15 protein-coding genes are annotated in these 15,075 nt (G+C 69.7%); 8 read left to right on the forward strand and 7 right to left on the reverse strand.

Going from position 1 to position 15,075, the window contains the following annotated elements; all coding sequences use genetic code 11:
- Positions 1–46: 46 nt before the first annotated feature.
- A complete protein-coding gene (locus OTB20_RS24670) occupies positions 47–361 on the forward strand; it encodes an SCO5918 family protein (RefSeq protein WP_267820709.1) in 315 nt (104 codons plus the stop codon).
- 94 nt (positions 362–455) lie between these two features.
- Here the strand turns inward: OTB20_RS24670 and OTB20_RS24675 are convergent, their stop codons facing one another.
- Positions 456–860 (reverse strand): ATP-binding protein, encoded by a 405-nt coding sequence (locus tag OTB20_RS24675; RefSeq protein ID WP_267820710.1) that lies wholly within the window; start codon positions 858–860, stop codon positions 456–458.
- 1,170 nt (positions 861–2,030) lie between these two features.
- On the opposite strand from OTB20_RS24675, the gene OTB20_RS24680 reads away from it, so the two are divergent.
- Both OTB20_RS24680 and OTB20_RS24685 read left to right on the forward strand, forming a co-directional pair.
- Positions 2,031–2,369, forward strand: coding sequence for a MerR family transcriptional regulator (locus OTB20_RS24680; protein ID WP_267820712.1), 339 nt, complete (start codon positions 2,031–2,033; stop codon positions 2,367–2,369).
- Between the two features lie 410 nt (positions 2,370–2,779).
- The gene (locus OTB20_RS24685; protein ID WP_420716480.1) at positions 2,780–3,124 is read left to right on the forward strand and encodes a PRC-barrel domain containing protein; all 345 of its coding nucleotides are present in this window, start codon (positions 2,780–2,782) and stop codon (positions 3,122–3,124) included.
- A 68-nt stretch (positions 3,125–3,192) separates the two neighbouring features.
- Here the strand turns inward: OTB20_RS24685 and trhA are convergent, their stop codons facing one another.
- The gene (trhA, locus tag OTB20_RS24690) at positions 3,193–3,978 is read right to left on the reverse strand and encodes a PAQR family membrane homeostasis protein TrhA (RefSeq protein WP_267820716.1); all 786 of its coding nucleotides are present in this window, start codon (positions 3,976–3,978) and stop codon (positions 3,193–3,195) included.
- A 297-nt stretch (positions 3,979–4,275) separates the two neighbouring features.
- On the opposite strand from trhA, the gene OTB20_RS24695 reads away from it, so the two are divergent.
- A complete protein-coding gene (locus tag OTB20_RS24695; protein ID WP_267820718.1) occupies positions 4,276–5,178 on the forward strand; it encodes a helix-turn-helix domain-containing protein in 903 nt (300 codons plus the stop codon).
- A gap of 103 nt (positions 5,179–5,281) precedes the next feature.
- Here the strand turns inward: OTB20_RS24695 and OTB20_RS24700 are convergent, their stop codons facing one another.
- From OTB20_RS24700 to OTB20_RS24710, 3 genes are all read right to left on the reverse strand, one after another.
- The gene (locus OTB20_RS24700) at positions 5,282–6,931 is read right to left on the reverse strand and encodes an ice-binding family protein (protein ID WP_267820720.1); all 1,650 of its coding nucleotides are present in this window, start codon (positions 6,929–6,931) and stop codon (positions 5,282–5,284) included.
- Positions 6,932–7,618: 687 nt separating this feature from the next.
- On the reverse strand, positions 7,619–8,845 hold the full coding sequence (locus OTB20_RS24705) for an MFS transporter (protein ID WP_420716482.1): 1,227 nt from the start codon (positions 8,843–8,845) through the stop codon (positions 7,619–7,621).
- Positions 8,842–10,215 (reverse strand): NAD(P)-binding domain-containing protein, encoded by a 1,374-nt coding sequence (locus tag OTB20_RS24710; RefSeq protein ID WP_267820722.1) that lies wholly within the window; start codon positions 10,213–10,215, stop codon positions 8,842–8,844. Before OTB20_RS24710 ends, OTB20_RS24705 begins: the two co-directional genes overlap by 4 nt.
- 107 nt (positions 10,216–10,322) lie before the next feature.
- On the opposite strand from OTB20_RS24710, the gene OTB20_RS24715 reads away from it, so the two are divergent.
- The 4 genes from OTB20_RS24715 (at position 10,323) to OTB20_RS24730 (ending at position 13,111) form a co-directional block, all read left to right on the forward strand.
- Positions 10,323–10,697, forward strand: a complete 375-nt coding sequence (locus tag OTB20_RS24715; RefSeq protein ID WP_267820724.1) for an ArsR/SmtB family transcription factor — start codon at positions 10,323–10,325, stop codon at positions 10,695–10,697.
- A gap of 4 nt (positions 10,698–10,701) precedes the next feature.
- Positions 10,702–11,190, forward strand: a complete 489-nt coding sequence (locus OTB20_RS24720; protein WP_267820725.1) for a GNAT family N-acetyltransferase — start codon at positions 10,702–10,704, stop codon at positions 11,188–11,190.
- Between the two features lie 213 nt (positions 11,191–11,403).
- On the forward strand, positions 11,404–11,766 hold the full coding sequence (locus OTB20_RS24725; protein ID WP_267820726.1) for a hypothetical protein: 363 nt from the start codon (positions 11,404–11,406) through the stop codon (positions 11,764–11,766).
- A 124-nt stretch (positions 11,767–11,890) separates the two neighbouring features.
- Complete coding sequence (locus OTB20_RS24730) at positions 11,891–13,111, forward strand: phospholipase D-like domain-containing protein (RefSeq protein WP_420716481.1); 1,221 nt, start codon at positions 11,891–11,893, stop codon at positions 13,109–13,111.
- Positions 13,112–13,171: 60 nt separating this feature from the next.
- Here OTB20_RS24730 and OTB20_RS24735 read toward each other — a convergent pair whose 3' ends face one another.
- Complete coding sequence (locus tag OTB20_RS24735; protein WP_267820728.1) at positions 13,172–13,891, reverse strand: response regulator; 720 nt, start codon at positions 13,889–13,891, stop codon at positions 13,172–13,174.
- A 1-nt stretch (position 13,892) separates the two neighbouring features.
- Entirely contained in the window at positions 13,893–15,074 is a 1,182-nt protein-coding gene (locus OTB20_RS24740) for a sensor histidine kinase (RefSeq protein WP_267820730.1), read from the reverse strand.
- Position 15,075: the final 1 nt, after the last annotated feature.

Below are 15,075 nucleotides of genomic sequence, written 5' to 3' on the forward strand. Positions count from 1 at the left end.
ACCTCACCATGGTCGGACCGTTCTCCTCTTCTCTCTGTGAGGCAACATGCGCTGTGTCATCGCCCGATTCCCGTTCGACCTGACCAAGACGGGCGTCCTGGAGTCCATGAAGGGCATCAAGCCTGAGCAGGTCCTCGGCGAGTCCGTGATCATCGGCCGCCGCACCTACCCCGTCAAGCAGGTCGGGCAGGTCCTCACCCGCCAGGACCGCCGCGACTTCAGTGCCGGCGAAGTCCTCCGCGCCATGACCCAGCTCGGCTTCACCTGCCGCGGAGCCCTTCCCCGAACCACCGTGGCCACACGCGTACTCAGCCCCCTCCAGCGGGCCTCCGCCATGCTCGGCACCCCCGTGACCGCCTGACCGGTGGGCGCCCGGCGCGCGCCGCCACCCGAACAGCGAAGAGGGCCCGACCGGCACGCCGGTCGGGCCCTTCCGCGTACCCCGCGGGCCGCGGCTATTCGCGGGTCCGGCGGGGGAGGAGTGCGCGTACGGTCTTTCCGCCTTCGGGCGTGGGCGTGACGACGGTGGCGTGGGCGAGGTCGTTGACCATGTGCCAGCCGAACCCGCCGGTGCCGTCGACGAGGTCGGGCGTACGCATGAGCGGCGGGTGGGGACTGGAGTCCTCGACGCAAACCTCAACGGTGTCGGGGTGCGCGGCCAGGCGAAGCGCGTAGGCGCCGCCGCCGTGACGCAGGGCGTTGGTGACGAGCTCGGAGACGACCAGGATCACGGTGTCGGCGCATTCCGGGGCGATGGTCGGCTGCCCGAGGGCTCCGAGGAAGGACCGGGCGGCCTGGCGCGCCTCGGCGACGGCGGCCAGAGGACGAAGGACTGTGCGCTCGGCGCTCATGGTGGTCATCGCGCGCTCCTGGTCTGTTGTTGGTGTCCGGCCTTGCCTGCCCGGTCGTTGTGCCCTGGCCGATAGCTGCTCAATCCGACAGGACGCGATTACCTCCGAGACACGCACTCAAAAATCTGTCCTGGCTGGAGTAGACATTGGGTGGTGCCATGGTTATGGTTTCTCTCGTAGCCAGAGAGACAGCAGGGCCTGGCAGAGATGAACTGCCGGGCAGCAGTACACGCAGTCCCCGTAGTTGCAGTGCGCAGGACGGTGCGGTGGTGGAGTTTCGAAGCCAGAGCTTTGCAGGACGGCGACGGGACTGACGACCGGACCGGGTGGCCCGCAGTGATCAGGGGCCACCACGAGCAGTACCCAGCAGTGAAGTCAGAGTGAGCAGCACCTTGGTGAAGGCGTCGGCTGCGGGCGCGCGCACCGGGAAGTTCGGCAGTGGGGTTCCAAGCCAGAGCAGACGCACGATGGGCGACGGGGCTGGCTGCCGAAACGTGGTGCCAGGTCAGGCCACGAGTGGTAAAAGCAGTGCGCGGAACGGTGCGGTGGTGGAGTTTCGAAGCCAGAGCTTTGCAGGACGGCGACGGGACTGACGACCGGACCGGGTGGCCCGCAGTGATCAGGGGCCACCACGAGCAGTTCGCAGTGAACGCAGTGGCAGTACCTGTAAGTGCAGTTCTCGTAGTTGCAGTACCCGGCAGTGAAGTCAGTGAGCAGCACCTTGGTGAAGGCGTCGAGTGCAGGCGCGGCCACCAGGAAGTTCGGCAGTGGGGTTCCAAGCCAGAGCAGACGCAGGACAGGCGACGGGGCTGGCTGCCGAAGCGGCGCCAGGTCAGGCCGCGAGCATTGCAAGCGGTACGCAGTAGAGCAGTGAGCATCACCAGCATTACGCAGTCCCCCGCTTGGTAAGCAATTGATCACCGAGGGAAGAACGGAGGAGCTTAGCGCCATCAGGATCGCCCGGGTCGGCAGGTAGAAGCCCGGGTACCGCAGGACATCGTTAGTGAGGTGGTCTCCGGTCAAGCAACCGCGATCCCCGCACCCCGATCACGTATGACTCGGGTCTGCGGACACAGAAGGCCGGCGCAGTATCAGGGCCGGCAGATGGTGTAGTAGTTCCTTCGGGGCCCTGGTGCCATAGGCACCAGGGCCCCTCCACGCGTTCCAGAAAGAGGTGCAATGACAGCAGATGATTCGTTCGGCCGTCTCGATGACGACGACTACCCCGCTTACACCATGGGCCGGGCCGCCGCGATGCTCGGCACCACCCAAGGATTCCTCCGTGCCCTGGGCGAGGCCCGCCTCATCACCCCGCTGCGCTCGGACGGCGGCCACCGCCGCTACTCCCGCTACCAGCTGCGCATCGCCGCCCGCGCCCGCGAACTCGTCGACCACGGAACCCCGATCGACTCCGCCTGCCGGATCATCATCCTGGAAGACCAGCTCGAAGAAGCCCAGCGAATCAACGCCGAATACCGCCGCGCCGGCGAATCCTCCGCTCCATCGGCATCGGCCTGAGGTGATCGCACCCGTCGGCATCGGCGGGCTCTCGATCTTGAAGCATTCCCGAGGTGACGGGGGTGGGCAGGCGCGCGGCCTCTTCGGCCTCTCCCCTTGCCGCCACCCTTCGACACCGCAAGCCGGACCCGAATGCCCTCGCTGCGCCCGCCACACCGGCCCAGAGGGCAACGTTCGCCCCCCTGCGGCCTCGTCGTCCTTCTCGCCGCAACTCGGACTCCGGACGCAGTGGTACTCGGGCGCCGGGGCTTCTGCGAGGTCCGCCCTGGCGCGCACGCCCGGAATCCTCTGCGGACTCGGTTGCGCAGCAGGCACCGGGGCAGGTGGTCGGGCAGACGCGAACCGGTGGTGCACCGAGGCACCACGCCCGGTCGCCGACGACGAGGAGAGGGTCTGTGAGCGGAGTGTGGATGTACGCGCAGGACAGCGGTTATACGTCCGGCCAGTCACTGGTGGGATTCACCATGGAAGCCGCTGACGGTGCCATCGGGCACGTGGACCGCCAACAGGACCAGCCGGGCAGGCAGCATCTGGTGGTCGACACCGGCGTGTGGGTGTTCGGCAGGAGCGTCCTGATCCCGGCCGGGGCCATCACCCACATCGATGCAGCAGCGCAGGCGGTGAAGGTCTCGGCTACGCAGGAAGAGATCAAGGCCGCGCCCCGATTCATCACCGACAGCGAAACAGCCGACCACACCTACCTGTCCGCGGTCGGCGACTACTACGTCTCCCTCCGCCGCCCGCCCACGCCCTGACTCGAAGCCGGTCGGCAACTCACCGGCAGCACAAATATGGGCGGGCAAGCATCGACACGTCGTCGTGCTCAGTAGGCAGAGAGGAAGACGGCGATGTAGTGCGCGGCGAACGCTGCCACGGTCAGGGCGTGGAACACCTCGTGGTAGCCGAACCAGCGGGGTGAGGGGTCGGGGCGCTGGAGGGCGTACACGACCGCGCCCGCGCTGTAGAGCAGCCCGCCCGTCACGATCAGGGTGAGTACGACCGCGCCGCCGCTGTGCAGGAAATCGGGCAGGTAGCGCACCGGTGCCCAGCCCAGGGCCAAGTAGCAGGGCGTGTACAGCCAGCGGGGCGCTCCGATCCACAGGACGCGGAAGGCGATGCCGGCCAGAGCGCCCGTCCACACGATCCACAGGAGGACGGACCGCTGGTCAGGGGCGAGAAGGAGCACGGCCAGCGGGGTGCAGGTGCCGGCGATGATCAGGAAGATGTTGGCGTGGTCGAGGCGGCGCAGGACGGCCTCGCCGAGCGGTCCCCAAGTGCCGAGGTGGTAGACGGCGCTCGTCCCGAACAGCATCCAGGCGGTGACGGCGTACACGGTGCAAGCCACAGTGGCCTGCGGTGTGCCTGCCAGACCGATGAGGACGATGCCCGCGGCCAGGGAGGCGGGGACCATGCCGGCGTGGAGCCAGCCCCGTAGCTTCGGCTTGATCGGCTCCACCAGATCGGCTGCTCGCTCGAACAGGTCGGCGGCGGGCTGGGAGCCCCCGCTTCCTCCATCCGTCGGTGCGGAGACAACATGGCCGGCTTCGGCGTCGTCCCGGGGCACTACTTCCCGTCCTGACACGTGCTGCTGGGCATTACTGGCAACCATGAGTCCATGCTAGGAGCCTGTCCGGAGCGGCATTGCCCGAGGGTGGCGCCCGACTGGGTCGGGAGGGTGTGTTCGCCAAGTCCACGTCGTGCCGCCGCAAAGCCGCCTGCTCCTCGGGCCGGCGACGCCGGAGACGTGTGCCGACCTCGCACGGGCGGACAACCCAGGGCGGCAGCCGGCGCCGCCGCACCGCTCCGAATCACCCTGCACGACACGGTGGCCAAGGCGGATTCAGCTGCTCTGGCCGTGACAATCTGCTCGCCAGCGCAAGGTTCTTGAAGCGGAGGTACGCGCCCCGTGGGCATCACTGTCAACCCCACCATCAGCAGACGCCGACTGGGGGCGGAGCTGCGTCGGCTCCGGGAGGTCAGCGGTATGACGACACAACAGGTGGCGGCACGCCTGCTGATCTCCCAGCCCAAGATCAGTCTGCTGGAGAACGGCCGCCGACTCATCAAGCCGCGCGATGTGCGAGATCTCTGCGAGCTGTACGGAGTCCGGGATCAGCGGCGCGTTGACGATCTTATGCAGATGGCCAGGGAATCGGGTCGGCCGGGCTGGTGGAATGCCTACGACGACATCCCGTACGGCGCCTACATCGGCCTGGAGGCCGAGGCGGCCGCGATCCGCTTCTACGAGCCCCTCGTGGTCCCGGGCCTGCTGCAGACCCCCGCCTATGCACGGGCGGTCATCGCAGGAACGATCCCTCACGCCACTGCCGAGCAGGCCGGCACCCGCCTTCAGGTGCGGATGCGGCGCCAGGACCGGCTGCGCACCCCGGGCAACCCGCTGCGCCTGTGGGCCGTGCTGGACGAATCGGCGTTGTGGCGCGTCGTGGGCAGCCGCGAGGTCATGCGCGAGCAGCTGGACCATCTGATCCACCTCAGCGCCCAGCCGCACATCACCCTGCAGGTTCTCCCCCACGAAGCGGGTGCGCACCCAGGCGTCTCGGGACAGTTCTCGCTGCTCGAGTTCGCCGACACCACCGATGTGAGCGTGGTGTATCTGGAGAGGTTCACCAGCGACCTCTATCTGGAGAAACGATCCGACGTGGGACGCTACAGCGACATGTATGCGCACTTACAGGCCCAGGCGCTGAGCCCGGACGGTACCCGGCAATACATCAAGGAAGCCATCAGGGCGTACGCCGACCCAGAATCGTGGCCAGACGCCCGCGCGCTGTCCCTGCCGAGCCCATGAGCTCCGCTGAGCCCCCGGACGATGTGCCCAGGGGCTCAGCTGCCGAACGGCGGACCGGACGGCCTATGTGACTGATCGAGCGTCAGCCCTTACCTGCGAAGGGCTAGTCCTGTCGGGTTGCCGCACCTCGCCGGATCCGCCTCATGGCGAAGAAGGCCGAGCCTCCGACGAATGCCAGCGCGGCCGAAGTGGCGGCCATGATGCCGCCCTCGTTGCTCGAGTCGGTCGCCGCGAGGGCCGACGTCGCCCCCTTCGGCTGCAGGCCGGTGGCGGCGTTCACGGGGGTGAAGTTGACGTTCTTGGCGGTGCGCCCGGGACCGGCGTGGCCCGGAGCATCGCCGGAACCGCCTTGCAGGAGGTCGGCCCACGGGGGCTTGCCCTGGTCGGAGCCGTCGTGGCCGTGCCCGGGCTTGCCCTGGTCGTGACCGTGTCCGGGCTTGCCCTCGTCGTGACCGTGTCCGGGCTTGCCGTGGTCGTGGCCGTGGTCGCCCTCGTCGTCGTGACCGTGGTCGCCCTCGTCGTCGTGACCGTCGTCGTGGCCGTGGTCGTGACCGTGGTCGTGATCGCCCGAGTCACCCTTTTCACCCTTGTCGCCGCGAGGCCCCTTGGGTCCGGCCGGTCCGGCGGGACCAGCGGGTCCAGCGGGTCCAGCCGGTCCAGCCGGTCCAGCGGAGCCGACGGGGCCAGCGGAGCCGACGGGGCCAGGAGCACCGGTCGGGCCAGCGGACCCGACGGGGCCAGGAGCACCGGTCGGGCCTGGGGAACCGGGGGCACCGGGGGCACCAGGGCTGCCGTCGGAGCCGGGAGCGCCAGGAGCACCGGTCGGGCCGGGGGCACCGGTCGGGCCGGGAGCACCAGGGCTGCCGTCGGAGCCGGGAGCGCCAGGAGCGCCGGTCGGGCCGGGGGCACCGGTCGGGCCGGGAGCACCAGGGCTGCCGTCGGAGCCGGGAGCGCCAGGAGCGCCGGTCGGGCCGGGGGCACCGGTCGGGCCGGGAGCACCAGGGGAGCCCGGGGCACCGGGGCTGCCGTCAGAGCCCGGAGCACCGGTCGGACCAGGCGAGCCGGTCGGGCCCGGAGCACCGGTCGGACCAGGCGAGCCGGTCGGCCCAGGCGAGCCGGTCGGCCCAGGAGGCCCAGGCGGGCCAACGGCGCAGGCCGCCCTCGTGATGGTGTTGGTGTCCAGCGTGACCGCGCCATTACGCGCCAGGGCACGGCCTTCGAGCACGGCGCCCGTGTTCAGCGTGATGGACGTCAGGGCCAGGATGTTGCCCTTGAACTGGGAGGTCGTGTCGATGGTGGCGGAGCTGCCCACCTGCCAGAACACGTTGCAGGCATTTGCCCCGTTGATGAAGGCCACGACGCTCGCCGGAGCCGTGATCAGGGTCGAGGGGATCTGGAAGATGAAGACGGCATCGGGTTTGTTCTGGCCGTCGAGAGTGACCGTTCCGGTGATGTTCAGTGTCGACGAGGCCGTGTAGACGCCGGGCGCCAGCGTTTGTCCGCCGATATCGGCGGAAGTGGCGGTGCCGGGTCCCCGGCTTGCCGCGTCGTTGTAGGCGACGACGAGGTCGGACTTCGCCTGAGCGGCTGCGGCGTCGGTGACGTGCTGCGTTCCGTTGACGATGCCGGGCGGAAAGCCGGTTACCGATGTGCCCGGATGGAGCCCCAGATCTCCGTTGATGGTGGAGGGGCCCGTGTTGGTGACCGTTGAACCGGCCAGGACCGCGTAATTGGTGGCGGTCCCCAGTCCCACGGGAGCTTCCAGGGCGTGAGCGAGGTTCGGGGCCAGGGCTGCCGCCGCCAGGATCGCTGCGGGGAGCAGGACAAGGGCTCCCCGTTTGAACAGATTGCGTCGAGGCCTTCTGTCGGGTGGACCCGACCGGATGACATCCAATGTCACAGCAGGACCTTTCTTGTTGCTTCGGGTCTCAGGTCCTCCCGGAGGAGGTTCCCGAGCGCCCGCGACGATGGCTACGCAGGGCCGCAAGCCCATACCTGCGCCGACGCGCAGGCTCCCCCCGAGCGGGGACTTCGAGAGCGGCTTCCTGCCCGAGGTAGTGATACGCCGTCACGCGAGGACAGTCACGCATATTTCACAGCAATTGGGTACAAGTCAGAAAAAATGCTCTATGTGAGTGACGTAACGTCAGGAAAGCGGCAGTGCTGCCGGCCCGCGCGAATCCGTTGTGCCGTCAAAGTAGGGCGGGCGTGGCGGCAGCGGAAACAGCAACCCGCCTCAGACACGGGGCTGTCTCCCCCTCCCTGCGAGCCTCGAGGTCGCATCGGGCGGGACATGACAGAGCCTGGCCGGGCTCTGCGTGTGAGGGCGAGTGGCTCTCCGGTCAAAGGGTCTCGTCGTGCAGGTCCTCTCTGGGCGCTGTACGGCTGAGCCAAGGAGATGAGTCCCGTGAGCGGGCAGCCCCGCATCACGGGCTGACCTTCATTGGGCTGCCGGGCGGGCGCCGAGGGCGAGCAGGGCGGCCATGGCGGAGAGGGCGGACAGAAGCAGGAAGAGGGAGGGGTAGCCGCCCATGGGGCCGGAGAGTGCCGCACCCGCGAAGGGGGCGAGGGCGGCGGTGATCGTGGCGGGGGCGCCGAGGAGGGCGGAGAGGCGGCCGTAGTGGGTGGTTCCCCAGCGGTCGGTGACGGCGGTGGCCTGGAGAAGGGTGAGGTTGCCGCGGATCAGCCCGGCCGCCACGGCGATCAGGGTGAGTGCCGTCAGCGGGCCGGGTACGAGGGCCAGCGCGGCGGTGGTGGCGCCGCCTGCGGCGAGGAGTGCCGTGGTGCGGGTGGTGACGGTGGTGCCGCGGGCGAGGGTCGCGTACAGGGTGCGGCCGAGAGTCTGGCCCGCGCCGCCGAGGCCGAGCGCCCAGGCTGCCTGGGTGGTTGACGCACCGCGTTCGGTCAGGAGCGGGACGAGGCCCATGACGACGGAGTACATGGCGAAGCCGGAGAGGGTGAGGGCGGCGGCCAACAGGAGGAACGGGCGGCTACGGGCCGTCGCCGCCGCTCCGCCTGCGTGATGTGCGAGCTGAGGCGAAGGGGCGGGTGGCCAAGGGGCCTTGAGGGCGATGGCGTGTGCCGGGATGGTGATGACAGCGAGGATCGCGGCGAGTACCAGGTAGGTGGCGCGCCAGGAGAGGTGCTCTGCGAGGACGGCGGTCAGGGGTGCGAAGACCGTGGAGGCGAGTCCGCCGGCGAGGGTGACGATGGTGAGGGCGCGGATGCGGTCCTCGCCCCACCAGCGGGTGAGGGCGGCGAAGGCGGGATGGTAGAAGGTCGCGGCCATGGAGATGCCGGCCAAGACCCAGGCTGCGGCGAAGGCGTAGAGGTTGGGTGCGCCGGCGACGGCGACGAGAGCCACGGCAGCGAGGACGGAGCCGCCGGTCATGACCGCGCGGGGGCCCCGGGCATCGAGCATGCGTCCTATGGGGATCCCGGCCACACCTGAGACGACCAGGGCAAGCGAAAAGGCCGCGGTGGTCGCGAGTGGGGACCAGCCGGTGCCGGCGGTGATCGTCGGGTTGAGGACGGGGAAGGCGTAGTAGACGACGCCCCAGCTGGTGATCTGCGTCGCGCACAACGCGGGAAGTACAGCGCGAGGCCGCGACCGGTACCCCGATCCGGTCGCGGCCTCGCCGGCCTGGGTGTGGGCCACGGTGGTCAGCAGCCGCCGGAGGAGAGGGGGGCGCCGACGCCGGTCTGCAGCGCGGCCGGGGCGGGTGCGGCGCAGCAGCCGCCACCCTTGTCCTCGGCCGCTTCGGGCTGGTCGAAGAGGCCGGCGCCACCGCACACTCCGGTCTCGGGGAGGGTGAGTTCGACGCGCTCCGCCGCTTCCTGGTCGCCGGCGAGGGCTGCGGCGATGGAGCGGACCTGCTCGTAGCCGGTCATGGCGAGGAAGGTGGGGGCGCGGCCGTAGGACTTCATGCCGACGAGGTAGACGTCCTTCTCCGGGTGGGAGAGCTCGCCCACGCCGTGCGGGTAGACGGTGCCGCAGGAGTGCTGGTTGGGGTCGATCAGCGGGGCCAGCTCGGTGGGTGCCTGGAGGCGCTCGTCGAGGCCGAGGCGGAGCTCGGACAGGAAGCTGAGGTCGGGGCGGAAGCCGGTGAGGCCGATGACCTCGTCAACCGGGTCCAGCCGCTGGCCGTCCTCGCCGACGAGGACCAGGCGGCCGTCGGCTTCCTGCTCGACTTCCTGGGTGCGGAAGCCGGTGACCGCGTCAGCGTATCCGTTGTCGACGGCGGCCTTGGCGGCGAGGCCGAGGGCGCCGCGGGCGGGCAGCTGGTCGGCTGCGCCGCCACCGAAGGTGGAGCCGCTGATGCCGCGCCGCAGGATCCAGACGGCGTGCGTGCCGGGCTCGTCCTTGGCGAGGTCGGCCAGGTAGGCGAGGGCCGTGAACGCGGAGGCGCCGGAGCCGATGACGGCGATGCGCTTGCCCGCGTACCGGGCACGCTGGGCCGGGTCCTTGAGGTTGGGGACGCGGTAGGAGATGCGGTTCGCTGCCGTCCGCTCGCCGAGGGCGGGGAGGCCGTCGCCGCCGATGGGGCTCGGGGTCGACCAGGTGCCGGAGGCGTCGATGACGGCGGCGGCGAAGATCCGTTCCTCGCGGCCGTCGGCGGTGGTGAGGTGGATGGTGAAGGGCTGGGCGTCGCGGTCGGCGTCCACGACGCGGTCGCGGCCGGCGCGGGAGACACCGGTGACCGTCGCGTTGTAGCGGACCTGCTCGCCGAGTACGTCGGCCAGGGGCTGGAGGTACTTCTCCGCCCAGTCGCCGCCCGTCGGGTACGTGGCGCCGTCGGGCTTGACCCAGCCGGTCGGGGCGAGGAGCTTCTCGGCGGCCGGGTCGGTGACCTCGGCCCAGGTGGAGAACAGCCGTACGTGGGACCAGTCGCGGGTCGCGGTGCCCGCGCTCGGGCCTGCCTCCAGGACCAGAGGCGTCAGGCCGCGTTCGACGAGGTGGGCGGCGGCGGCCAGGCCGACGGGGCCGGCGCCGATGAGCACGGTCGGCAAGGTGGCGGGGGTGGTGTTGTCGCTCATCGAGGGCTCCGTTGGCAGGCTTCCGTCGATCTTCTGATTCGACGTTTATCGATATGACTGACACCTGGAGCTTGCACCACGGCATCGACCGATGCCAATATCGATACATGTCGAAATCGAGTGTGGTCGCGCTGCCGGTCCTCAGTGAGCCGGTCGCGCCGTGCTGCCCGCCGCTGAACGAGCGCCCGCTGAGCGCGGAGGAGGCCGAGCGGACGTCAAAGATGTTCAAGGCCCTGGGTGACCCGGTGCGGCTGCGGCTGTTCTCGCTGGTCGCTTCCCACGCGGGCGGGGAAGCCTGCGTGTGCGACATCTCCGATGTCGGCGTCTCGCAGCCGACCGTCTCCCACCACCTGAAGAAGCTCAAGGACGCAGGCCTGCTGTCCTCCGAGCGGCGCGGGACCTGGGTGTACTACCGGGTCGAGCCTGCCGTCCTGGCAGCAATGGGCGCCCTGCTGGCCACCGCCGCGACGAAGGCGGCCTGACGGGATGCGCATCGCTCCGCTGCTTCCGGAACACGCGGACGAGGTCCTGGCGATCTACCAGGCCGGGATCGACGAGGGCAACGCCACCTTCGAGACCGCCGCACCGACGTGGGCGGCCTTCGATTCCGCCAGGCTGCCCGAACACCGTTTCGCCGCCCTTGGCGAGGACCTCAAGGTGCTGGGCTGGGTCGCCGCCGGCCGGGTCTCCGACCGGTGCGCGTACGCGGGCGTAGTGGAGCATTCCGTCTACGTCCACCCGGGCGCTCGTGGGAGGGGTGTCGCCCGAGCGCTGCTGGATGAGCTGATCGCGTCCACGGAGGCGGCGGGTATCTGGACGATCCAGTCCGGCATCTTCCCCCAGAACGGTCCAAGCCTCGCCCTCCACCAGCGCGCCGGCTTCCGGGTGATCGGCACCCGCGAGCGCGTCGGCCGCCACCACGGCGTCTGGCGCGACGTCGTCCTCCTTGAGCGCCGGAGCCCGTCGATCGTCTGACGGCTGCGCGAACGACGTCGCACCAGGTCGAACCAGGAGCGCTGCCACCCCGGCCCACCGCTGCTTCAGGCGGAGGGCTCGCGCCCGCATAGCCGCCCGAACCGGGAGAGCACGCACTCCTCGCGGACCGCGATACGGTCTCCAGAGGCACGTGCGCAAGCGCTCTCCGCCAAAGCCGCAGCCCTTGCCGGATACGGCGTCTACGCTCACGAGATGGACCAGAACGAGGTCATCAAGAAGGTCGTCGGCATCCTGACAGAGGCCTACGACACGTTCCGCCATCCCGAGGCCGACGACGTACCCGAGGACGAGCCCAACCTCATGGGCCAGTTCCTCACCGAAGCGATGCCGAAGATCGAGCTCTCGTCCGACTCCTCGCTGCAGGAGGTGGCCGACCAGGTTGGCCGCGAGATGGGCCTGGCCGTCACTCAACTGGCTGCCGCCTTCGCGGCGGCGTACGTCGAACTCGCCCTGGTCCACGATGAGAGCGACCCGGCCACCTCTTCGGCAGAGGTGCTGCGAGACATGGCCATCCGGGCCGAGGATCCGGACGGCTACGACTGGCCACAGGCGTAGTCAGCACTTACGCCCGAGGCTGCGTACCCCGAACCCGGGCTGCTCGGCGCCTGTGTACAGTCGGCTCGCCCCGGCGGTTGCCGGACGTGTGGGGTGGGTGTTTCCCGAGCGGCCAGGTGGAGTCATGACGAGTGCAACCAGCAGGTCGGAACTCACCGGCGGGACGACCGACGCACCATTGCTGTCGGTGGCCGAGCGCAAACAGCGGATGCGGCGCCGGCTCGAACGGCTGATAGGCATCGCCGCCACCGAAGGAAACGCCTTGACCGTCCTGCGCAACGGGGACGAGATCTTCACCGCGATGCTGGACAGCATCCGCACCGCCGAACACACCATCGACATGATGACCTTCGTGTACTGGCGCGGCGATATAGCCCGCCAATTCGCCCAGGCGTTGGCGGACCGGGCCCGTGCGGGCGTCCGGGTGCGGCTCCTGCTGGACGGTTTCGGCAGCCGGCTCATCGAACAGGACCTGCTCGATCTGATGGAGGACGCCGGGGCCGACGTGGCCTGGTTCCGCAAGCCGCTCCACCTCTCGCCGCTCAAGCAGAACCACCGCTGCCACCGCAAAGTGCTCGTTGTCGACGAGCAGACGGCATACACCGGCGGAGTCGGCATCGCCGAGGAGTGGTGCGGCGACGCCCGCAACGAGAACGAGTGGCGCGACACCCACGTCCAGCTGCGCGGCCCCGCCGTGGACGGCGTCGCGGCGGCTTTCGCGCAGAACTGGGCCGAATGCCACGACACCCTCTTCGACGACCGGGACCGCTTCACCGAGCACGTTCCGCAGGGCGGGGCAGTGGTGCAGGTCGTCCGCGGCTCGGCGAGCATCGGCTGGCAGGACATGCAGACCCTGATCCGGGTCGCCATCGAATCCGCCCAGCAACGCTTCCGCCTGGCCACCGCCTACTTCGCCCCGGACGTCTATTTCATCGAGCTGCTGTGCGCGGCCGCCCGCCGGGGCGTCGAGGTCGAGATCCTCCTGCCCGGCCCCCACACCGACAAGCGGGTCTGCCGGCTGGCCGGTCAGCGCTTCTACGCCGACCTCCTCGCCTGCGGAGTGAAGATCTTCGAGTATCAGCCGACGATGATGCACGCCAAGGTCATCACCGTCGACCAGATCGCCGCGCTCACCGGCTCCACCAATTTCAACCGTCGTTCCCTGGACCACGACGAAGAGGTCATGCTCGCGGTCCTGGACGAGGATTTCACCGCAACCCTGGACCTCCACTTCGACCAGGACCTGCGGGCCAGCGAGCAGATGGAGCAAGGACGTTGGAACCGCCGCTCCGCGGCGCAACGGCTACGGGAGCTCGCGGTCGCCCCCATCCGCCGGTTCCTCTGACTGCCGCACCGCCCCGCGCCACACCGCCCCGCGCCGGCAGTCAGAGAAACCGTCGCCAGGTCAACGCCCCGGCAGCAGGCCGCTGTTCATGGCCACGACGACTGCGCGCGTGCGGTCGCTGACATCGAGTTTGGCGAATATGCGCAGGAGGTGGGTCTTCACCGTGGCCTCTCCGATGAACAGCCGGCGGCCGATGTCGGCGTTGGACAGACCGTCGGCGACCGCGCCGAGCACCTCGGACTCGCGCGCGGTGAGCGTGACCGGCGCGGGCTGCCGCATCTTGGCCACGAGCCGTTGCGCGACCCGCGGCGCGAGGACCGTCTCGCCCCGGGAAGCCGAGTGGATTGCTTCGACGAGCTGATCGCGAGTGGCGTCCTTGAGCAGGTAGCCGGTCGCTCCCGCCTCGACTCCGCGCTCGATGTCCGCATCGGTGTCGTACGTGGTCAGGATGAGTACCTGGGTCCGCGCCCGGCTCCCGACGATCTCCACGGTGGCGCCCACCCCGTCGAGTACGGGCATCCGCAGATCGAGCAGCGCCACATCCGGCTCGAGCTGCTCTACGAGCCGTACGGCCTCGCGGCCGTCCCCCGCCTCTCCGACGATGTCGATGGTGGGCTCGGAGGACAGCAGCGCGACGAGGCCGGCGCGCATCACCGTGTGGTCGTCGGCCAGGATGATGCGGAGCGGGCCCTTTGTCGCTGTCGCAGTCGTCGGCACAGCCGTTGTCGCCGTCGTTGTCGCGCTCGTCTTCGCAGTCGCCGTCGTTGTCGCAGTCGTCATGTCACTCCTGACCGTTCAAGGGGATCGTCGCAAGGATCCGGGTACCGCCACCGAGCGAACTGGTGACGAGGAGATCACCGCCGAATTCGGCGAGGCGCTTGCGCATCCCGTCCAGTCCGAAGCCGTGGGACTCCTCGACCACGAATCCGCAGCCGTCGTCGGTGATCTCCAGCTCGACGCCACCGGGGTGCCTCGCCAGGACCACGCCCACCTCCCCGGCGGCCGCGTGTTTGCGGATGTTGGCCAAGGACTCCTGGGTGCACCGCAGCAGTGCGACCCGGGTCGGCTGGTCGCAGTCGACGTCCGCCAGCTCCGCCGTGACGACGAGCCCGGTGTCCTCGGTGAACCGGTCCAAGGTGCGGCGGAGGGTGGTGGCGACCGATCCAGCGGCCACGCCGCTGCGAGGGGCGGCGCCGACCAGGTCCCGGGCCTCGGCGAGATTCTCCCGGGCGGTCTGCTCGATGGACTGCAGTTGCAGGGCGCTTCTGCCGGCGTCCACCGCGAGTCCGGACCGGGCCGCCTCGGCCAGCACGATGATCGAGGCGAAGCCCTGGGCGAGGGTGTCGTGGATCTCCCGGGCCAGGCGCTCGCGCTCCTCCGCCGCGCCCTGCCGCTGGTACACCTCGGCCAGTTCCAGCCGGGCGGAGCTCAACTCCGCTCTGAGTATGGCCCGTTCATCCCGCTGGGCCAGCGCCCGGGGCGTCAGCAGCGCGATCAGGATGCCGACCGCGTACACGGCGAGCGAGGAGACGGCATTGGCCGCGAGAACGTCGGCACGCCAGCCCTCCCGCAGTGTTCCGCCGACCGTGATCGCCAAGGCGCCGAGGCCCGTGTACACGACCGCGGACCTGAGGCTGTCCACGAAGACGGCGAACTGCGCGAGCGTCACCGTGTAGAACACCCCGAGGCCGTCGCCGACGTAGGAAAGACCTCCCAACACGGCGACCAGGACGCACAGATACCCGTAGGGGCGTAGGACCGGGTTGTCTGGATAGCCGCGCACGAGTGCGTAGCAGAGCGCCAGTACGGCCACCAGCGCCGGCAACCCGTACCTCGTCGTCGCGGGGGCGTCGCCCAGGACCGTGATCAGAGTGACGAGGGCGATCAGCGCCCAGGACAGCCACTCCCACCAATGGAGCGCCCATATCCAGAACGGGTCTCCGCGCTGCGGCCGTTGAAGCATG

This window comes from Streptomyces sp. H27-H1 (genome assembly GCF_026627445.1).
Lineage (GTDB): Bacteria > Actinomycetota > Actinomycetes > Streptomycetales > Streptomycetaceae > Streptomyces.